Annotated in this window: 17 protein-coding genes; 13 read left to right on the top strand and 4 right to left on the bottom strand. The window is 68.3% G+C overall.

The window, feature by feature from the left end; all coding sequences use genetic code 11:
* Positions 1-87: 87 nt before the first annotated feature.
* Together CAL15_RS04350 and CAL15_RS04345 are read left to right on the top strand one after the other, a co-directional pair.
* A complete protein-coding gene (locus tag CAL15_RS04350) occupies positions 88-576 on the top strand; it encodes a TRAP transporter small permease (RefSeq protein ID WP_086080921.1) in 489 nt (162 codons plus the stop codon).
* Positions 567-1,850 (top strand): TRAP transporter large permease, encoded by a 1,284-nt coding sequence (locus CAL15_RS04345; protein ID WP_086077456.1) that lies wholly within the window; start codon positions 567-569, stop codon positions 1,848-1,850. The genes CAL15_RS04350 and CAL15_RS04345 overlap by 10 nt, the downstream gene beginning before the upstream one ends.
* A 48-nt stretch (positions 1,851-1,898) precedes the next feature.
* Here CAL15_RS04345 and CAL15_RS04340 read toward each other — a convergent pair whose 3' ends face one another.
* Genes CAL15_RS04340 through CAL15_RS04330 form a run of 3 tightly spaced genes read right to left on the bottom strand, consistent with a single transcriptional unit; the run spans position 1,899 to position 5,346 of the window.
* A complete protein-coding gene (locus CAL15_RS04340) occupies positions 1,899-3,215 on the bottom strand; it encodes a sensor histidine kinase (protein ID WP_086077455.1) in 1,317 nt (438 codons plus the stop codon).
* The gene (locus tag CAL15_RS04335) at positions 3,212-3,919 is read right to left on the bottom strand and encodes a response regulator transcription factor (RefSeq protein ID WP_086077454.1); all 708 of its coding nucleotides are present in this window, start codon (positions 3,917-3,919) and stop codon (positions 3,212-3,214) included. The genes CAL15_RS04340 and CAL15_RS04335 overlap by 4 nt, the downstream gene beginning before the upstream one ends.
* Before the next feature lie 11 nt (positions 3,920-3,930).
* Positions 3,931-5,346 (bottom strand): FAD-binding oxidoreductase, encoded by a 1,416-nt coding sequence (locus tag CAL15_RS04330; RefSeq protein WP_086077453.1) that lies wholly within the window; start codon positions 5,344-5,346, stop codon positions 3,931-3,933.
* A gap of 256 nt (positions 5,347-5,602) precedes the next feature.
* Here CAL15_RS04330 and CAL15_RS04325 point away from each other — a divergent pair, with 256 nt between their 5' ends.
* The 11 genes from CAL15_RS04325 to CAL15_RS04275 all read left to right on the top strand — a co-directional run bounded on the left by CAL15_RS04325 (position 5,603) and on the right by CAL15_RS04275 (position 17,292).
* Positions 5,603-6,988 (top strand): phosphomannomutase/phosphoglucomutase, encoded by a 1,386-nt coding sequence (locus CAL15_RS04325; protein ID WP_086077452.1) that lies wholly within the window; start codon positions 5,603-5,605, stop codon positions 6,986-6,988.
* 13 nt (positions 6,989-7,001) lie between these two features.
* Complete coding sequence (gene pgi, locus CAL15_RS04320) at positions 7,002-8,579, top strand: glucose-6-phosphate isomerase (RefSeq protein ID WP_086077451.1); 1,578 nt, start codon at positions 7,002-7,004, stop codon at positions 8,577-8,579.
* A 165-nt stretch (positions 8,580-8,744) separates the two neighbouring features.
* The gene (locus tag CAL15_RS04315; RefSeq protein WP_086077450.1) at positions 8,745-9,728 is read left to right on the top strand and encodes a sulfonate ABC transporter substrate-binding protein; all 984 of its coding nucleotides are present in this window, start codon (positions 8,745-8,747) and stop codon (positions 9,726-9,728) included.
* Positions 9,729-9,746: 18 nt separating this feature from the next.
* Entirely contained in the window at positions 9,747-10,532 is a 786-nt protein-coding gene (ssuC, locus tag CAL15_RS04310) for an aliphatic sulfonate ABC transporter permease SsuC (protein WP_086077449.1), read from the top strand.
* A 22-nt stretch (positions 10,533-10,554) separates the two neighbouring features.
* Positions 10,555-11,349 (top strand): ATP-binding cassette domain-containing protein, encoded by a 795-nt coding sequence (locus CAL15_RS04305; RefSeq protein WP_157666593.1) that lies wholly within the window; start codon positions 10,555-10,557, stop codon positions 11,347-11,349.
* Between the two features lie 63 nt (positions 11,350-11,412).
* Entirely contained in the window at positions 11,413-12,225 is an 813-nt protein-coding gene (locus CAL15_RS04300) for a MetQ/NlpA family ABC transporter substrate-binding protein (protein WP_086077448.1), read from the top strand.
* A 49-nt stretch (positions 12,226-12,274) separates the two neighbouring features.
* The gene (locus CAL15_RS04295) at positions 12,275-13,102 is read left to right on the top strand and encodes a MetQ/NlpA family ABC transporter substrate-binding protein (protein ID WP_086077447.1); all 828 of its coding nucleotides are present in this window, start codon (positions 12,275-12,277) and stop codon (positions 13,100-13,102) included.
* Between the two features lie 20 nt (positions 13,103-13,122).
* Positions 13,123-14,310 carry a methionine ABC transporter ATP-binding protein gene (locus CAL15_RS04290; RefSeq protein ID WP_086077446.1) on the top strand — a complete coding sequence of 396 codons (1,188 nt, stop codon included), beginning with the start codon at positions 13,123-13,125 and terminating at the stop codon, positions 14,308-14,310.
* Positions 14,282-14,944, top strand: a complete 663-nt coding sequence (locus tag CAL15_RS04285; RefSeq protein WP_086077445.1) for a methionine ABC transporter permease — start codon at positions 14,282-14,284, stop codon at positions 14,942-14,944. The genes CAL15_RS04290 and CAL15_RS04285 overlap by 29 nt, the downstream gene beginning before the upstream one ends.
* A gap of 94 nt (positions 14,945-15,038) precedes the next feature.
* Positions 15,039-16,397 (top strand): LLM class flavin-dependent oxidoreductase, encoded by a 1,359-nt coding sequence (locus tag CAL15_RS04280; protein ID WP_086077444.1) that lies wholly within the window; start codon positions 15,039-15,041, stop codon positions 16,395-16,397.
* 55 nt (positions 16,398-16,452) lie between these two features.
* Positions 16,453-17,292, top strand: a complete 840-nt coding sequence (locus CAL15_RS04275; RefSeq protein WP_086077443.1) for a MetQ/NlpA family ABC transporter substrate-binding protein — start codon at positions 16,453-16,455, stop codon at positions 17,290-17,292.
* 24 nt (positions 17,293-17,316) lie between these two features.
* Here CAL15_RS04275 and CAL15_RS04270 read toward each other — a convergent pair whose 3' ends face one another.
* The gene (locus CAL15_RS04270; RefSeq protein ID WP_086077442.1) at positions 17,317-18,762 is read right to left on the bottom strand and encodes an alkaline phosphatase PhoX; all 1,446 of its coding nucleotides are present in this window, start codon (positions 18,760-18,762) and stop codon (positions 17,317-17,319) included.
* Between the last annotated feature and the right edge of the window lie 41 nt (positions 18,763-18,803).

The raw sequence follows: 18,803 nt of genomic DNA, 5'->3' as shown, positions 1-18,803 counted from the left end.
GCTCCGCTTGCCCGCCCGCCGCATGCGGGCGGTATAGAGTCCGGCCATGCAGACACGGACCGCGCCGACGCGGCCCGGCCGCTGGACATGCTGACCCGCGGCTGCGCGCTGCTGGCGCGCTCGTGCATGTGGGTCAGCATCATGGGCCTGGTGCTGCTGATCGCCGCGGTGTCCCTGCAGATCTTCGGCCGGCACGTGCTCAACAGCACGCCCACGTGGGCCGAAAGCCTGTCGCTGCTGCTGGTGCTGTTCGTCACCATGCTGGGCGCGGCGGTGGGCGTGCGCGACGCCGGCCACATCGGCTTCGAGTCGCTGGTCGAGCTGCTGCCCGCGTCGGCCAGGCGCGCCGTGCAGCTGCTGATCCACGCGCTGGTGCTGCTGTTCGGCGCCATCATGTCGTGGAACTGCGCCATCCTGGCCGAGTCCGTGCATACCTACATGATCCCCAACCTGGGCATCTCCGAAGCCTGGAAGTACGCGCCGGCCACGCTGTCCGGCGCGCTGATCGCGGTGTTCTCGTTCGAGCACATCGTGGCCCTGTTGCGCAACCAGAAGGTGGTACCGGCATGGCGCTGACCCTGCTTTCCCTCTCGTTCATCGGCTTCCTGGTCATCGGCGTGCCGGTGGCCTTCGCCATCGGCCTGGCGTCCGTCGCCACCATCGCCTACGAAGACCTGCCGATCGCGGTGGCCTTCCAGCAGATGACCTCGGGCATGAACGCGTTCTCGTTCCTGGCGATCCCGTTCTTCATCTTCACCGGCGAGCTGATGCTGTACGGCGGCATCGCCGACCGCATCGTCAACTTCGCCAAGTCGCTGGTGGGGCACGTGCGCGGCGGCCTGGGCATGTCCAACGTCGTGGCGTGCACGCTGTTCGGCGGCGTGTCCGGCTCGCCGGTGGCCGACGTGTCGGCCATGGGCTCGGTGATGATCCCGATGATGAAGCGAGAGGGCTATCACGCCGACTACGCGGTCAACGTCACGACCCACGCGGCGCTGGTCGGCGCGCTCATGCCCACCAGCCACAACATCATCATCTACACGCTGGCGGCGGGCGGCAAGGTGTCGATCGCGGCCCTCATCGCGGCCGGCCTGCTGCCCGCGCTGATCCTCACGCTGTGCAACCTGGCGGCGGCCTACCTGGTGGCGCGCTCGCGCGGCTACCCGGCCGGCACATTCCCCGGCTGGAGCATCGTCGGCCGCACGCTGGCGGCCGCCCTGCCCGGCTTGTTCGTCGTGGTGGTGATCATCGCGGGCATACTCAGCGGCGTGTTCACCGCCACCGAGTCCGCCGCCGTGGCCGTACTGTACGCGCTGGCGCTTACCGTGTTCGTGTATCGCTCGCTGACGATGGACCAGTTCGTGCGCGCCGCCGCCAAGGCCGTCAAGACCACCGGCGTGGTGCTGCTGCTGATCGGCATCTCGGCCACTTTCGGCTACCTGATCGGCCTGTACGGCGTGGCGGAAAAGACCGGCGAACTCATGGCGAAGATATCCACCGAGCCGTGGGCCATCTTCCTGATGGTGAACGTGGCGCTGTTCCTGCTGGGCACGTTCCTGGACATGGCGGCGACCATCCTGATCTGCACGCCGATTTTCCTGCCCATCTGCATGCAGTACGGCATGGGACCGGTGCAGTTCGGCATCGTGCTGCTGCTGAACTGCGCGCTCGGCCTGAACACGCCGCCGGTGGGCACGACGCAGTTCATCGGGTGCGCCATCGGCAAGGTGTCGGTGGGCACCGTCATGCGCACCATCTGGCCGTTCTACGGCGCGCTGATCGCGGCGCTTGCGCTGGTCACCTACGTGCCCGCCTTCTCGCTGTGGCTGCCTTCGGTGCTGTTCAACTGAAGCGCGGCGCGACATGGCGTCCCGCCGGGCGCAAGCCCGGCTGGGCGTTCAGCAGAAGCGCACCGTGAAGCACGTGCCGCGGACGGGCCCCTCGACCGCGGAGGTGACGTCCAGTGTCCATCCATGCATGTCGCAGACCCGCTTGGCGATGGCCAGCCCCAGGCCGCGCGGCATGTCGTCCGCCGCGGCGCCGCCGGCATCACGCAGCCGACCGCTGTAATAGCGCTGGAACACGAAGGGCAGCTCGGCCGCCGGAATGCCGCGGCCGTTGTCGCGCAGCACCAGCGTGCCGTCCTCCAGCAACGTGGCGCGCAGGGTGGCGGGGGCCGCGTGTTCGATGGCATTGCGCACCAGGTTGCGCAGCACGATGAGCAGCGCATAGCGGTCCAGCTCTCGGTGCGCCGAGCGCGGAATGTCGTTGTGCATCGACAGGCCCGCGGCGGCCGCGGCGTCTTCCATGCCGCGCCAGGCGTCTTCCATGCAGGATGCCAGGTTCACCCGCTGTGCATCGCCGGGCCTTTCGCTGGCCATGGCCCGCGCGCTCTGCAGCGTGTCGGCGATCACGTCGACGTTCCGCGCGATGCGCGACAGGCGCATCAGCGTGCCCTCCTCCAGACCGGGCGCCAGCGACATCATCTCGCTGTCGGTGCGGATGGCGGCCAGCGGCGTACGCACCTCGTGGCTGAGATTGGCGGCGAACTCGCGCTCGCGGGCGATGTAGCGTTCCACCTGGCCCTGCACGCGGTTGAAGGCTTCCATCAGCTGCCCGGCCTCGTCGTTGCGGGCGGCAGCCGGCTGTCCCGGCTCGTCGGGCGCCCAGTTGCTCAGCCGGCGCGCCACCTCCAGCAGCGGGCCGACGGCCACGGCCGCCACCCGCCGCGACATGGCGTAGGCCGCAAGAATGCAGATGGCGCCCACGCCCAGCACGAACAGGCCGAAGGCGTGCACGCGCGCCTCGTTGTCGGTGGCGTCGTACAGCACGTACAGGCGGCCCTGCGGCGTATCGGTGACCGTGACGTGCCAGGTCTCCTGGTCGGGTTCCAGCATGTGCAGGCCGGGGCCCAGCCCGCGCAGCGGTTCGGGAAAGCCGTCGACCTCATCGCCCTGCGCCGGCGAGGGTCGCCCCGCCCAGGCGCGCATGGCCGGTCCCGTGTCGGCCAGCTGGTAGCGCGGCACATCCCCGGCATTGCCTGCGATGCGCTGCTGCAGACGCCGCGTTTCGTTGTTCAGGATGTCGTTGACCAGGTCATCTTCCATCTGGTCGAACGTCAGATAAGACAGCACGGCGAGCGCCGACACGAACACGGCGACCGTGCCCGTCAACGCCCACACCACGCGTTGCGTCAGGCTGGCGCGGCGATTCATGAATGCTGGGCCTGGTCCGACAGCCGCCAGCCGGTGCCGTGGACGGTCTCGATGCCGTCGAAGCCCGCCGCCGCCAGCGCGCGGCGCAGCAGGTGCATCTGGCTGCGCAGCGCGTAGGGCGATGGCGGTTCCTCGCCCCACAGCGCGTGTTCGAGTTCGGCGCGCTGCACCACGCGTCCCGGGTCGCGCAGCAGTATCTCGACTATGGCCACCGACTTGCGGGCCAGGTGCACCGCCACGCCGTTGACCGTCACCACGCGCGTGCGTCCGTCCAGCTGCAGCGGGCCGAACTTGCGCACGGCATTGACCACCCCGCCGCGGGCGCGCTGCACCAGCGCGAGCAGCCGCGCCTCGACCTCCGCGAGCGCGAAGGGCTTGGTCAGATAGTCGTCCGCGCCGTGGGCGAAGCCGGCCAGCTTGTCGTCCAGCCCGTCGCGCGCCGTCAGCATCAGCACGGGCACGTCGGACAGGTGGGTATTGCGCAAGGCATGCAGCACGGCATAGCCGTCCATGCCGGGCAGCCCGATGTCCAGCACCACCGCGTCGAAGTTCTGCTGGCCCAGCATGGCCAGCGCGGCGCGCCCGTCGTAGGCGGCATCGCTGACGAAGCCGCGCGCCTCGAGATACGCGTACAGATTGCCCGATATGGTGAGGTCGTCCTCGACGATGAGGACGCGGCAGTTGCGGGACGCGGATTCGGCCATGGCGCCGCCTTTCAGGTCTGCAGGACCTTGCCCGGATTGAACACGCCGTGGGGGTCGAGAGCCTGCTTGATGCGCTTCATCAGCGCCAGCTCGACCCCGCTCTTGTAGCGCGGCAGCTCGTCGCGCTTGAGCTGGCCCACGCCGTGCTCGGCGCTGATCGAACCCTCGTGCGCCATCACGCTGGCGTGCACCACGTCGTAGATGCGCGGCTGCAGCGCCAACAGTTCTTCCTCCGTCTGGCCGGGCGCCCGGGCGACGTTGTAGTGCAGATTGCCATCGCCCAGATGGCCGAAGATGACGTTGCGCACGTGCGGAAACTCGGCCTGCAGCAGCGCGTTGGTCTTGCCGACGAAGCCGGCGATGGCCGAAATAGGGATGGACACGTCGTGCTTGACCGCCTTGCCCAGCTCGGCCTCCGCCAGCGGAATGCTTTCGCGCAGGTGCCACAGCGCCTGGCTTTGCGCCAGATTGGCGGCGATGGCGGCGTCCGTCGCCAGGCCATCCTCGATGGCGGCCGACAACACGGCCTCGAAGCGTTCGCGCGCGTGAGCCTCGCTTTCGCTGTCCGACAGCTCGAGCAGCGCGAACCACGGCGACCGCGCGGACTCGCCCTCGAACGGCAGGCGCTGCTGCGGGAACAGCTTGACCACGCCCTGCAGGCAATCGCCGGCCATCAACTCGAAGCCGGTGAGCGAGGCGCCGAAGCCGGCGCGAGCGCGCGACAGCAGCTCGACGGCGTCGGCGACGCTGGCCAGCGTGAGCAGGGCCGTGCAGGTGGCCACCGGCCTGGGATAGAGCTTGAGCGTGGCCGCGGTGATGATGCCCAGCGTGCCCTCGCTGCCCACATACAGGTCGCGCAGGTCGTAGCCGGTGTTGTCCTTGCGCAGGCCGCGCAGGCCGTGCCAGATCTCGCCTTCCGCGGTGACCACTTCCAGGCCCAGCGTCAGGTCGCGCGCGTTGCCATAGCGCAGCACCTGCGTGCCGCCCGCGTTGGTGGCGAGGTTGCCCCCGATGGTGCAGCTGCCCTCGGCCGCCAGGCTGAGCGGAAACAGCCGGCCCGCCGCCTCGGCCGCTTCCTGCACCGCCTGCAGGACGCAGCCGGCCTCGACCGTGATGGTGTCGTTGTCGGTATCGACGGCGCGCACACGGTTCAGGCGCGCAGTGGAAAGCACCACCGCGCGGCCCGAGTCGTCGGGCGTGGCGCCTCCGCACAGACCTGTATTGCCGCCTTGCGGCACCAGAGGCGCGCCGTGGCGCAGGCATGCGCGCACCACGTCGGCCACGGCCTCGGTGCTGCCCGGCCGCACCACGGCCAGCGCCGTGCCGTGATAGCGGCGGCGCCAGTCCGTGAGATAAGGAGCGGCATCGGCGCCGGCCAGCACGTGGTCCGCGCCCAGCAGGGATTGGAGTTCGCTAAAGAGCGTCATGGCCGCACACTTTGATTCGGGACCCGGCAGCCGCCCGGCCCGATGGATTAGGGAACGCGGATTATTGTAGGGTCGATCCCCGCCAACCGGGCGAGACCGGCAGTGTAGACCGCGTTTCGCGACGACACGCCTGCAACGCTTGGTATCCGCCGCCGGCCGCCCATGCCGGGCCGAATCGTAGATAATCGACTTGTAACGGCCGCGGCGCGGCAGCGCGCCGCGGCCCGACATTCTCCAGAATCCAAAGAGGCCATTCGTGAGTGATCAGGCGCAATTTCCCGCTTCTGTCTTCAAGGCATACGACATCCGGGGCACCGTCCCCGACCTGATCGACCCCGCATTCGCGCGCAGCCTGGGCCTGGCCCTGGCCGCGCGTGCGCGCAACGCCGGCATCCAGGCCGTGGTGGTGGGCCGCGACGGCCGGCTCAGCAGCCCGTCGCTCGCCGAGGGCCTGATCGAGGGCCTGTGCGCCGGCGGCGTAGACGCCCTGGACATCGGCCAGGTACCCACCCCGCTGGTCTATTACGCGGCCCATACGCAGGGCACGGGCACGGGCGTGGCCATCACCGGCAGCCACAATCCGCCCAAGTACAACGGCTTCAAGATGATGCTGGGCGGCAAGGCGCTCTATGGCGACGAGGTGCAGAGCCTGCGCCAGGAAATGCAGCAGGCGCAGCCCGCCGCGCAGTGCGGCGCGCACCGCACGCTCGACCTGGTGCCCGAGTACATCGAGCGCATCGTGTCCGACGTCAAGCTCAGCCGACCCATGAAGATCGCGGTCGACTGCGGCAACGGCGTGGCCGGCGCGGTGGCGCCGCAGCTGCTGCGCGGGCTGGGCTGCGAGGTCGACGAGCTGTATTGCGAGGTCGACGGCAATTTCCCCAACCATCATCCCGATCCCGCGGACCCGCACAACCTCGAGGCGCTGATCAAGCACGTGGCCGAAACCGACTGCGAGATCGGCCTGGCGTTCGATGGCGACGGCGATCGCCTGGGCGTGGTCACCAAGTCCGGCCAGATCATCTGGCCCGATCGCCAATTGATCCTGCTGGCGCGCGACGTGCTCAAGCGCGTGCCGGGCGGCACCATCATCTATGACGTCAAGTGCAGCCGCCACGTGGGCCTGGCCGTCGAGGCCGCCGGCGGCCAGCCGCTGATGTGGCAGACCGGCCACTCGCTGGTCAAGGCCAAGCTTGCCGAAACGGGCGCCCCGCTGGCCGGCGAGATGAGCGGCCACATCTTCTTCAAGGAACGCTGGTTCGGTTTCGACGACGGCGTGTACACGGCGGCACGCCTGCTCGAAATCGTTTCGCGCTCCGCCGATCCGTCGCAGGAACTCGAAGCCCTGCCCCAGGCCCTGTCCACGCCCGAGCTGAAGATCGAGATGGAAGAAGGCCAGCCCCACGCGCTGATCCGCCAGCTGCAATCGCAGGGCAGCTTCGACGGCACGACGCGCGTGGTCACCATCGACGGCGTGCGCGCCGAGTACCCCGACGGCTTCGGCCTGGCGCGCGCGTCGAACACCACGCCGGTGGTGGTGCTGCGCTTCGAGGCCGACGACCAGGCCGCGCTGTCGCGCATCCAGGAAAACTTCCGCCGCGAATTGCTGAAGCTGGCCCCGCAGGCCCGGCTGCCCTTCTGACCGCAGTTGCCACATGCCTACTTCCCTGTCCACCAGCCCCGCGTGGCTGGACTTCACCCAAGCGGTGCGTGACGCCGCGCGAGACGGCAGCCAGTTGCGCATCCTGCAGGCCGGCGGCCTGCAGGTAGACCTGACGGCCCAGCCCCAGTCCGCCGAGCTCGACAAGGCGGGCGCCGCGCTGCTGGCGCAACAAGGCTTCGACGCCGCGCGCGCGGGCCTGTTCGATGGCGCCCACGTCAACTGGACCGAGGACCGCCCCGCCTGGCACACCGCCTTGCGCGCCGCCCAGCCGCCGGCGGCCGTGGCCGAGACGGTGGTGGCCGAGCGCGGCCGCCTGCGCGACTTCGTCGAACGGGCCGACGCCGACGGCGCGTATCGCCACGTGCTGCACCTGGGCATCGGCGGCAGCGACTGGGGCCCGCGCCTGGCCATCCAGGCGCTTCGCCACCGCGGCCTGAAGCGCGACGTGCGCTTCGCGTCGAACGTCGATACGCACGACATCGCCTCCATCCTGCCCACGCTGGATCCGCACCAGACGCTGGTCATCATCGCGTCGAAGTCCTTCACCACCACCGAGCCGCTGGCCAACCTGGCCGTGGCGCTCGAATGGCTGCGGCAGGCCGGCGTGGCCGAACCCATGCGGCAGGTGGCGGCCATTACCGCCAACGTCACGGCCGCCCGCGAGGCGGGCATCGCCGACGAGCACCTCTTCCCGTTCTGGGATTGGGTGGGCGGACGTTATTCGCTGTGGTCGTCCATCAGCCTGCCCGTGGCCCTGGGCCTCGGTTGCGACGCGGTCGAGCAACTGCTGGCCGGCGCCGAGGCCATGGACCGGCATTTCCGCACGGCGCCGCTGGCGGAGAACGCTCCTGTGCAGATGGCGCTGGCGGGCCTGGCCAGCCGCAACGTGCTGGGCTACGGGTCGCTGGCCATCCTGCCGTACGATTCGCGGCTGGGGCATCTGGTGCCCTGGGCCCAGCAGCTCGAGATGGAATCGCTGGGCAAGGTCGCCACGGCCGACGGCACGCCGGTCGGCGTCGACACGGGCCCTGTGGTGTGGGGCATGACGGGCACCGACTGCCAGCACACGTTCTTCCAGTGGCTGCACCAGGACGCGACGGGCGCGCCGGTGGACTTCGTGGTGTGCCAGACGCCCGACCACGATCATGTGCAGAACCACAGGATCCTGATGGCCAACTGCCTGGCGCAGCGCGCCGCCATGCTCGGCGGCAAGCCGTTCGACGAGGCCTTGCAGGAAACCCTGAGCGCGTGCGCCGACCCGCAGCAGGCCGCCGTGCTGGCTCGCCATCGCGTTCATCCGGGCGGCCGTCCCTCCACGCTGATCGTGCTGCCGCGCCTGGACGCGCACGCGCTGGGGTCGCTGCTGGCGCTGTACGAGCACAAGGTCTTCACGCAAGGCGTGCTGTGGGGCATCAATCCCTTCGACCAGTGGGGCGTCGAGTTCGGCAAGAAGCTGGCCCAGCGCATCGTGCGCGAGCTCGGCGACGAAGGCGGCGGGGCCGAAGGCTGGCAGGACGCCTCGACGCGACACTGGATCCGTATGCTGTCCGCGCCGGCCACGGGCAAGTAGGGCGCGCAGACACGGCCCCGGCGGCATCGCCGCCGGGCGCTGCATGCCGCTTTCAGGGCCGCCCTCGGGGCGGCCCTGTACATATCGACATGTCCGATTGATATTGGACGGGTACTTCACGCACCGCCCAGAATCCGCATCTCTGACTCCCTATCGAGATGCAGCATGTCCCAAGACAACCCGCCGGTTCCATCACGCCGCCGCCGCACGCTGCTGCAAGGCGCGCTGGGCCTGTCCGCGCTGTCCGGCGCCGGCCTGTCCGCCACGTCCTTCGGCGCCACGTCCGCCAAGCAGTTCCGCGTGGGCTGGCAAAAAGGTTCCAACCTCGCGATCCTGAAGGCCCGGGGCAATCTCGATGAACGCTTGAAGAAAGAAGGCGTCGCGGTGCGTTGGGTCGAGTTCACCGCCGGACCGCAGATGCTGGAAGCGCTGAACGTGGGCGGCATCGACTTCGCCTGCGTGGGCGAGACCCCGCCGGTGTTCGCCCAGGCCGCCGGTGCGGACCTGCGCTATGTGGCTTCCGAGCCACCCGCGCCGCGCGCGGAAAAGATCCTCGTGCAGAAGGACTCGCCCATCAAGTCGGTGGCCGAGCTCAAGGGCAAGCGGGTCGCGCTGAACCGCGGCTCGAACGTGCATTACTTCATCGTCAAGTCGCTCGAACGCGCCGGCCTGAAGTACGGCGACGTGGACGTCAAGCTGCTGCCGCCCGCCGAGGCGCGCGCCGCTTTCGAAAGCCATTCGATCGATGCCTGGGTAATCTGGGATCCGTTCGCGCAGGCCGCCATCGGCCAGATCGGCGCGCGCGTGCTGGAAACGGCAGAGGGCGTGGCGCTGAACTACAACTTCTACCTGTCCACGGGCAAGTACACCAGCGCGCATCCCGAAGTGATCCGCTGGTCCCTGGCAGAAATCAAGGCCACGGACGACTGGGTGGTGGCCAACTTCGACGCGGCCGCCGACATCCTGGCGCCGCAGATCGCGCTGCCCAGGGAGATCACCCGGGCCGCGCTGCAGAACTACGCATACGGCGTGCAGCCCATCTCGGCCGAGGCGATCAAGAACCAGCAGACCATCGCCGACACCTTCACCGAACTGAAGCTCATCCCGAAGAAGCTGGATGTGGCCTCGGTGGTGTGGCAAGACGGCTGAGCGCGGACGGACACGGCAATGGCCAAGCACACATCCATCGACCGTATCGGCAAGGCGCTGCTGCCCTGGGCGCTGCCCGCGGGCCTGTTGCTGTTGTGGCAGGCCGGCTCGCAGACCGGCTGGATATCCCATCGCGTCGCGCCGGCGCCCTCGGCCGTCTTCGCGGCCGCCTGGGAGCTGATACGCAGCGGCGAACTGTTCGTGCAGCTGTGGGCGAGCTTCGTGCGCGCCGGCATCGGCTTCCTGATCGGCGGCACGCTGGGGCTGGTCCTGGGCCTTGCCAGCGGCGGCTTCAAGACCTTCGAGACGCTGTTCGACACCACGGTGCAGATGGTGCGCAACGTGCCGCACCTGGCGATGATCCCGCTGGTCATCCTGTGGTTCGGCATCGACGAGGCGGGCAAGCTGTTCCTGGTGGCGCTGGGCACCTTCTTTCCCATCTACGTCAACACCTTCCACGGCATCCGCTCGGTCGAGGCGGGCCTGGTCGAGATGGGTCGCTCGTATGGCCTCACGCGCCGCGAGCTGTACACCAAGGTGATCCTGCCCGGCGCGCTGCCGAACATCCTGGTCGGCGTGCGGTACGCGCTGGGCTTCATGTGGCTGACGCTGATCGTGGCCGAAACCATCGCGGCGTCCAGCGGCATCGGCTACATGGCCAACAGCGCGCGGGAGTTCATGCAGACGGACATCGTGGTGGTGGCCATCCTGCTGTATGCCCTGCTCGGCAAGCTGGCCGACACGACCGCGCGCGCAATGGAACGTCGGCTGCTGCGTTGGAACACCGGCTACAAGCCGGCGTGATTCGAGAAAGGACTGGGACGACATGGCGCGAACAACGGTTTCTTCATCTGGCGGCGCGGCGGTGCGCGCGCAAGGCGTGACCAGGCGCTTCGGCGAGCGCGAAGTGTTGCGCGGCGTCGACCTGCACATCGCCGCCGGCGAGTTCGTGGCCCTGGTGGGCAAGAGCGGATGCGGCAAGAGCACGCTGCTGCGCCTGCTGTCGGGACTGGACCGGCCCGGCGGCGGCGCCATCACGTTGGATGGAACGGCTGTCGACGGCATCTCGGGCCAGACCCGCATCATGTACCAGGACGCGCGGCTGCTGCCCTGGCAGAAGGTCGTCGACAACGTCACGCTGGGGTTGCGCGGCGGCAGGGAGCAGGTGCGCGCGCAGGGCCTGGAGGCGCTGGCGCACGTGGGCCTGGCCGACCGCGCCGACGAATGGCCCGCCGTGCTCTCCGGCGGACAACGGCAGCGCGTGGCGCTGGCGCGCGCGCTGGTGCACCGCCCTCGCCTGCTGCTGCTGGACGAACCGCTGGGCGCGCTGGACGCGCTCACGCGCATCGACATGCAGAGCCTGATCGAAAGCCTGTGGCTCGAGCACGGATTCACCGCGCTGCTCGTCACGCACGACGTGGGCGAAGCCGTGGCGCTTGCCAACCGCGTCGTGGTGATAGACCAGGGCGCAGTCTCGCTTTCCGTATCCATCGGCCTGCCGCGGCCGCGCGAGCGCGGCGATGCGCGCTACGCCGCGCTGGAGGGCGAGATTCTCGACCGGCTGCTGCAACGCCATCCCGGCCGCGATGCCATGCGGGCCGTGGCCCGCGCGGCCGCCTGATCCCGACTTCACGCGCGCCCCGTCCAGGGGCGGGCCCCTCCACGCACGCACAAGAGAAGACCCATGTTGAAGACCCTGAAATTCATTGCCGCGACCGCCGCGTTGACGGCCGTCGTCGCCCTGCCCGCGCAAGCCGCCAAGCTGAGGATAGGCGTCGTCCCGGGCGCATACGCCAACTCCGTGGAAGTGGCCGCGCGCGAGGCGAAGGCCCAGGGCATCGACGTGCAGCTGGTCGAATTCACCGACTGGACCACGCCCAACGTCGCGGTCGACAACGGCGACCTGGACATCAACTACTTCCAGCACCAGCCCTTCCTGGACAACGCGATCAAGAAGAACGGCTACAAGCTCGCCAGCGCCGGCACGGGCCTGCTGGCCAACGTGGGCCTGTATTCGCTGAAGTACAAGGCGGCCGCCGACATTCCGGTGGGCGGCAAGGTAGGCATCGCCAACGATCCCGTCAACCAGGGGCGCGGCCTGCTGCTCCTGCAGAAGGTCGGCCTCGTCAAGCTCAAGCCCGGGGTGGGCTATCTGGGGTCCCTGGACGACATCGTCGACAACCCCAGGAAACTGAGCTTCGTCGAAGTCGAGGGCCCGCAGCTGGTGCGCATCACGCCCGATGTGGACCTCGCGATGGGCTATCCGCACTTCATCGTGGCGGCCAAGGCCTTCGATCCTTCCAGCGGCCTGGCCTATTCGGGCATCGAAGACAAGCAGTTCTCCATCCAGTTCGTCACCAAGGCCGACCGCGTCAACGATCCGGACGTCCAGAAGTTCGTGAAGATCTACCAGACGTCCGAGGCCGTGCGCGCCCAGGCGCTGAAGGACTTCGCCAACGACCAGCGGCTCTTCACGCTGTCGTGGGTGCAGCGATAGACATTTCTTCCATCCAGGAATCATCGGGCTAGCCGACAAGGAATTTCGCATGACATCTCAATCCGTCTTCGTATTCAGGATACTGGCCGCGTGGCTGGTAAGCGCCGCGGCGCTGGCCCCCGCGGGTCAAGCCGCGGAAGTGGTCAAGGTCGGCTCCACGCCCGGCGCCACCTCGGATGCGATCGAAGCGGTCAAGGCCGAGGCGCTCAAGCAAGGGCTGGACGTGCAGCTCGTCGAATTCACGGACTGGACGCTGCCCAACGAGGCACTGAACAACCGCGACATCGACCTGAATTTTTTCCAGCACCAGGCCTTCCTGAATAACGCGGTCAAGGAACGGGGCTACCGGATCGAGCTGATCGGCCTGGGCTTGCTGCAGAACATCGGCCTGTATTCGAACAAGATCAAGTCGCTGGGCGACGTCCCCGATGGCGCGCGGGTTTCCGTCCCGAACGACCCGGTCAACCAGGGGCGCGGCCTGCTGCTGCTGCAGAAGGCGGGGCTGGTCAAGCTGAAGAACGGCAACGACACCGGCGCGACGGTCCACGACGTGATCGAGAATCCGAAGCGCCTGCGCATCGTGGAAATCGAGGGGCCGCAGCTCATCCATTCGCTGCCCGACGTGGACCTGGCCGTGGTCTGGCCCAGCTACTTCGTCAGCGCGGGCAAGAAAGAACAGGCCAGCCAGGGACTGGTGTACTCGGGCATCGCCGACACTTTCTATGCGATGGGCTTTGCCGCGCGCTCGGACCGCAAGGACGAGCCCAAGCTGCGGCGGTTCGTCGAGGTCTTCCAGCAATCGCAGAAGGTGCGCGAGGTGATCGACGCGCGCTTCGACCATGACAAGAACCTTTACACGCTGCCTTGGCAGCGCTGACCGCCCTCCAGGAGGTTGCCATGTCTAGCTCGATCGCGCTGCGCCGCGGCCTGGATCCGTCATCCGAGGGGCCTTTCGACGACGCCCGGCCCGCGGCGGCGGCAGTCGCGGACGCCGCCGGCGCCACGCACGCCATCCCGCGTGCGGGATCGGTGTCGTTTCACCAGCTTGCGAAGGTATACCGGTCGCCCGCCGGCGATGTGCACGCGCTGCAGGACATCACGCTGGACATCCCCGCCGGCAGCGTCTTCGGCATCATCGGCCGCAGCGGCGCCGGCAAGTCCAGCCTGCTGCGCACCATCAACCGGCTCGAACGGCCCACGAGCGGCAAGGTCCTCGTCGACGGCGTGGACATCGCCGCGCTGGGCGAAAGCGAGCTGGTGCAGCTGCGCCGCCGCATCGGCATGATCTTCCAGCACTTCAACCTGCTGTCGGCCAAGACGGTGTTCGACAATGTGGCTCTGCCGCTGAAGGTGGCGGGGGCACGGCCGGCGGACATCGTCCGGCGCGTGACCGAGCTGCTGGCCCTGGTCGGCCTGCAGGACAAACACCATGTGCGCCCCGGACGCCTGTCCGGCGGGCAGAAGCAGCGCGTGGGCATCGCCCGGGCGCTGGCCACGCAGCCGGAAATCCTGTTGTGCGACGAGGCGACTTCGGCACTCGACCCGGAAACCACGCAATCCATCCTGCAACTGCTCAAGGACATCAACCGGCGGCTTGGCATCACCATCGTCCTGATCACGCATGAAATGAGCGTGATCCGCGAGATCGCGGACCAGGTGCTGGTACTGGAAGGCGGACGCATCGCCGAACTTGGCGAGGTGTGGAAGGTCTTCGGTGCGCCCGGACACGAGGCCACCCGGGCGCTGCTGGCGCCGCTGCAGCACGGGCTGCCCGACGACCTGCGGGGCCGGCTGGTGGCGCAGCCGCCCGGGCAAGCGCCTCATGACCGGATTCTGCAGCTTTCGTATACCGGAGAAGGCGGGCTGGAGCCCGACCTGGCCCGGATCGCCCAGGTCTTGCCCGGCGTGCGGCTAGTGCACGGAGGCGTGGACCGCATCCAGGGCCACGCCCATGGTCGCCTGCTGCTGGCGCTGGATGGCCGGGCGCCGCTCCCTCCCCTGCACACTTTGACGCATGGCTCCGCCGCCATCGCGCACCTGATCGAGACCATCGGCTATGTTCCTGAATCTGTCCATTCCGCTTGAACGCTATACCCAGGCATTCCTCGACACCCTGACGATGGTCGGCATATCGGGCGCCATCGCCTTCTTCGCCGGCATCCCGCTGGCGGTGCTGCTGATCGTCACCGCGTCGGGCGGCTTTCTGGAATCGCCCCGGATCAACCGCGTCGTGGGCAGCGTGGTCAACGGTTTTCGCGCCACGCCCTTCATCGTGATGCTGGTGGCGCTGATTCCTTTCACGCGGCTGGTGGCCGGCACCACCATCGGCGTATGGGCCGCCGTCGTGCCGCTGGCAATCAGCGCCACGCCGTTCTTCGCGCGCATCGCCGAAGTCAGCCTGCGCGAGGTCGACCCCGGACTGATCGAAGCGGCGCAGGCCATGGGCTGCAAGAAGTGGCACATCATCCGCCATGTCTATTTCCCCGAGGCGCTACCGGGCATCATCGGCGGCTTCACGATCACGCTGGTCGCGCTGATCAGTTCCTCGGCGATGGCCGGCGCCGTGGGCGCCGGCGGACTGGGCGACCTGGCCATCCGCTACGGCTACCAGCGCTTCGACACCCAGGTGATGCTGATCGTGATCGCGGTGCTGATCGCGCTGGTCACCGTCGTGCAGACCTCGGGCGACCGCTACGCGCGCTGGCTGCGCAACCGCTGAACAGACGTCATGCGCGTGAACGGCACGCGCTTCCAGTCCACCGGCGCGATTTTCGCGCGCTGGATTTCCTTTTGCGCGAACACGGAGCCCTGTGATGAGCAAACTCATCCACGTCAATGCATTCAACATGAATTGCGTCGGCCACATCCACCATGGGTTGTGGACGCACCCGCGCGACCGTTCCACCGAATACCACACGCTGAAGTACTGGACCGACATTGCCAGGATCCTGGAAAAAGGCCTGTTCGACGCGATCTTCATCGCCGACGTGATCGGCTATTACGACGTGTACCAGCAAAGCGTGGATCTGACGCTGCGCGAGGGCATCCAGTTGCCGGTCAACAATCCGTGGCTGCTGATTTCCGCCATGGCGGCGGCGACCGAGCACCTGGGCTTCGGCGTGACGGCCACCATCAACGCCGAGCACCCCTACACCTTCGCGCGCGACATCACCACGCTGGACCAGCTCAGCAACGGGCGCGTCGGCTGGAACATCGTCACCGGCTATGTGGACAGCGGCGCCCGCGGCCTGGGTCAGGATGGGCTGGCCGAGCACGACGCGCGCTATGACCGCGCCGACGACTTCCTGGAACTCAGCTACAAGCTGTGGGAAGGCAGTTGGGAGGACGGCGCGGTGATCGCCGACAAGGCCCGCCGTATCCATACCCTGCCGGACAAGGTGCATCCGGTGGTGCACGAGGGCCCGTACTACCGCGCCAATGCCATCCACATGAGCGCGCCCTCGCCGCAGCGCACGCCGCTGCTGTTCCAGGCCGGCACGTCCGAACGCGGCCGACGCTTCGCCGGCCGGCATGCCGAAGGCATTTTCATAGGCGCGCGCACGCCCGCGGCCGCGCGCGACGCGTCGCGGCAGTTGCGCCAGGCTGCCGTCGACGCCGGACGCAGGCCCGATGACGTCAAGATCTATACCGGCCTGGCGGTGGTCGTGGGCGATACCGAGGCAGAGGCGCGCGACAAGTACCAGGATTATCTGGCGCATGCCAGCGCGGAGGGCGGGCTGGCGCATTTCGCCGCCAGCACCGGCATCGACTTCGCGCAGTACGACCTGGACGAGCCCATTCCCTATGGCACGACCAATGCCATCCAGTCGGCTAGCCAGGGCGCGCAGCAGGCGGGCCTGACGACGCGCCGCCGGCTGCTGGAGCAATTCAGCCTGGGCAGCCGCTACAACACCATCGTCGGCGATCCCAGCCAGGTCGCCGATGAACTGGAACACTGGATAGACGAAGGCGAGATCGACGGCTTCAACCTTACGCGCATCGTCGTGCCCGAGACCTGGGAGGACTTTGCCGGACGGGTCGTGCCCGAACTGCAGAACCGCGGCCGCTACAAGACCGCCTATGGCGAAGGCTCGCTGCGCCAGCAATTGTTCGGCCGCGGCGATCGACTGCCAGCCAACCACCCCGGGACGCGCTGGCGGCGCAATGGCTGAAGGCGAGCGAGCCGCCACGGCGCCAATGAATCAGGGAAAACAGGAGAGATCCGTCATGCATGCGTCTTCCGTATGGAGAAAGGCCGGGCTGTTCGTGCTGGCGCTTGGACTGGCCGCCTTGCCGGCGGCGGAACCGGCGACCGCTGCGCCGCTGAAGATAGGCGTCACGCCCGGGGCGATCGCCGATTCCATCGAAACCGCCGCCGAAGAAGCCCGCAAGCAGGGCCTGGAAGTCGAGGTCGTGGAGTTTTCCGAATGGCGCGGCCCCAATACGGCCCTGGCGGCCGGCGACCTGGATGCCAACTACTTCCAGCATTTGCCGTTCCTGGCCAACGCGGTCAAGGAAGGCAATTACGCGTTTGTCCCGGTGGCCATCGGCCTGCTGCCCAACGTCGGCCTGTTCTCGCTGAAGTTCTCGAAGTTCGAAGAACTGCCCGAGGGCGCGCGCGTGGCGCTGGCCAGCGATCCCGCCAATCAGGGACGCGGCCTGCTGCTGCTCGCGCGGGCGGGGCTCGTCACGCTGGCGCCCGGCACGGACGGCAGGATTTCGCTGGACGTCGTGTCGAGCAACCCGAAGAAGCTGCGCTTCGTCGAAGTCGACGGTCCGCAACTGGTAAGGTCGCTGGACGACGTCGACCTGGCTTATGGCGTGACCTCGCACTACGTCGCCGCGGGCAAGGCGGACATCGCCGCCCGCCACGGCCTGTTGTATTCCGGCGTGGACGATGTGAAATGGGCCATTCACTTCGTCGCCCGCAAAGACAACCAGAACGACGCGCGCCTGCGCCGGTTCATCGACATCTATCACCATGCCCCGGCAGTGCGCGAGCGCATCCACGCTTCGTATGCGAACAACGCCAGGTTTTATTCGCTGCCCTGGGTAAAGGGAAACTGAACCCGGCGGTTGATCGACGCCCCCTTACCTGGCGGGCGACGGCAGCAGGATCTCGAACGTGACGCCGTCCGCGGAGTCGCCCGTCGTGCCGCGCTGCGAGCTGAAGTACAGTCGCGTGCCATCGGGCGACAGGGCCACGCCGGTGGTCTCGCTGTTCTCGTGTCCCACTAGCCGCGCGATGGCCTGCGACGTGCCGTCCAGGCGGACGACGCCGACTTCCAGGTTGCCGCCGTCTTCCACCGCGATGATCTCTCCCAGCGCCGTCACGGTGATGTTGTCGGGGCGGTTGATCGAGTAGTTGATGGAATCGACGCTGTTCTGATTGCCGTCGTAGATGACTTCCACGGTCTCGTTGGCCACGTCGTACGCCCAGATGCGATGGTTCGACTGGGTGGTGAAATACACGATGCCGTTGAAGAACCAGGTGCCCTCGCACTTGGGGAACTCGGTGCCGGGAGGCGTGCGTCCGGCCAGGCGTTCCATGACGCGCGTATAGCCCTGGCCCTGCTCTGGGCTGACCACGTCGAGCCATTGCACAGCGCACGGCGCGTTCAGGTCGACGCCATTCGCGGCGGCCGCGGCGACCACCTCGGCGTCGTGGGGCAGCGCGCTGATCTGCAGTACCTGCAGCTTGCCGCTCTGCATGCGCGGACGGTCGCGGTTGGCGGGCCAGTCCGAGGCGTCGCAGACGAAGCGGTAGAAGCGCCCGCCGCTGGCGTCCTCGGAGAGGTACAGGGTCCTGTTCTCGGCGTCCACGCACACGGCCTCGTGCGCGAACGCGCCCAGCGCAGGAAAGCTGCGGCCGACCTGGCCGTCGACCCACGGCGTGTGGGGATCGCATTCCCACACCAGCCCGGCCGCGCGACCGATCAGCGCCTCCTCGGGGCCGCCGGGCTCGAACTCGAACTCTTCACAGGACAGCCACGTGCCCCAGGGCGTGGGCCCGCCGGCGCAGTTGCCGCCGGTGCCCTTCAGGATGGGATAGCTGTCGACCAATTCGCCATTGCTGTCGAAGCGCAGCGCGCCCACGCCGCCCGCCGGACGGCCGTCCGCGCCCAGCGCCAGTTCGGCATTGCTGACATAGATCCAGCCGCCATCGGCGGTCGGATAACAGGCGCCGCCGTCCGGCGCGCCGTGCCAGGGCTCCGCGCCGGCCAACGGGGCCACGCCCGAGCGCGCCACGATGCGCGACGAAAAGCCGTCGGGCAGCATGACGCCGTTCTCGTCGGCCGCGCGCAGTTCGGACATCTGCGCGAAGGGACTGGTCGGGGCGGGCGGATCTACCGGCGGCGTTTCGCCAGGAGGCGGGGTCTCTGCCGGCGGCTCGTCCGCGGGGCGATCGTCATCGCCGTCGCTGCCACAGGCCGCCAGGAAGCTGCTGAGGGACACGGCGCCGGCGCTGGCCAGGGACAGCCGCAGGAAACGGCGGCGCTGGGACATGTCCAGCGGGACGATCGGGGATTGCGTCATGGCGTTTCACCTTGAGGGTCGAAATCGCCCGGATCATAGGG

Source organism: Bordetella genomosp. 13 (genome assembly GCF_002119665.1).
In the GTDB taxonomy this organism is placed as follows: Bacteria; Pseudomonadota; Gammaproteobacteria; order Burkholderiales; family Burkholderiaceae_B; genus Bordetella.
The sequence above is the reverse complement of the archived record's forward strand: the minus strand, read 5'-3'. Positions and strand labels throughout refer to the sequence as shown.

What these genes read in the sequence shown, in the direction of transcription:
- CAL15_RS04350 (WP_086080921.1), top strand. Translation starts at nt 88, where the DNA reads ATGCTGACCCGCGGCTGCGCGCTGCTGGCGCGCTCGTGCATGTGGGTC.
- CAL15_RS04345 (WP_086077456.1), top strand. Translation starts at nt 567, where the DNA reads ATGGCGCTGACCCTGCTTTCCCTCTCGTTCATCGGCTTCCTGGTCATC.
- CAL15_RS04340 (WP_086077455.1), bottom strand. Translation starts at nt 3,215, where the DNA reads ATGAATCGCCGCGCCAGCCTGACGCAACGCGTGGTGTGGGCGTTGACG.
- CAL15_RS04335 (WP_086077454.1), bottom strand. Translation starts at nt 3,919, where the DNA reads ATGGCCGAATCCGCGTCCCGCAACTGCCGCGTCCTCATCGTCGAGGAC.
- CAL15_RS04330 (WP_086077453.1), bottom strand. Translation starts at nt 5,346, where the DNA reads ATGACGCTCTTTAGCGAACTCCAATCCCTGCTGGGCGCGGACCACGTG.
- pgi (WP_086077451.1), top strand. Translation starts at nt 7,002, where the DNA reads ATGCCTACTTCCCTGTCCACCAGCCCCGCGTGGCTGGACTTCACCCAA.
- CAL15_RS04315 (WP_086077450.1), top strand. Translation starts at nt 8,745, where the DNA reads ATGTCCCAAGACAACCCGCCGGTTCCATCACGCCGCCGCCGCACGCTG.
- ssuC (WP_086077449.1), top strand. Translation starts at nt 9,747, where the DNA reads ATGGCCAAGCACACATCCATCGACCGTATCGGCAAGGCGCTGCTGCCC.
- CAL15_RS04305 (WP_157666593.1), top strand. Translation starts at nt 10,555, where the DNA reads ATGGCGCGAACAACGGTTTCTTCATCTGGCGGCGCGGCGGTGCGCGCG.
- CAL15_RS04300 (WP_086077448.1), top strand. Translation starts at nt 11,413, where the DNA reads ATGTTGAAGACCCTGAAATTCATTGCCGCGACCGCCGCGTTGACGGCC.
- CAL15_RS04295 (WP_086077447.1), top strand. Translation starts at nt 12,275, where the DNA reads ATGACATCTCAATCCGTCTTCGTATTCAGGATACTGGCCGCGTGGCTG.
- CAL15_RS04290 (WP_086077446.1), top strand. Translation starts at nt 13,123, where the DNA reads ATGTCTAGCTCGATCGCGCTGCGCCGCGGCCTGGATCCGTCATCCGAG.
- CAL15_RS04285 (WP_086077445.1), top strand. Translation starts at nt 14,282, where the DNA reads ATGTTCCTGAATCTGTCCATTCCGCTTGAACGCTATACCCAGGCATTC.
- CAL15_RS04280 (WP_086077444.1), top strand. Translation starts at nt 15,039, where the DNA reads ATGAGCAAACTCATCCACGTCAATGCATTCAACATGAATTGCGTCGGC.
- CAL15_RS04275 (WP_086077443.1), top strand. Translation starts at nt 16,453, where the DNA reads ATGCATGCGTCTTCCGTATGGAGAAAGGCCGGGCTGTTCGTGCTGGCG.
- CAL15_RS04270 (WP_086077442.1), bottom strand. Translation starts at nt 18,762, where the DNA reads ATGACGCAATCCCCGATCGTCCCGCTGGACATGTCCCAGCGCCGCCGT.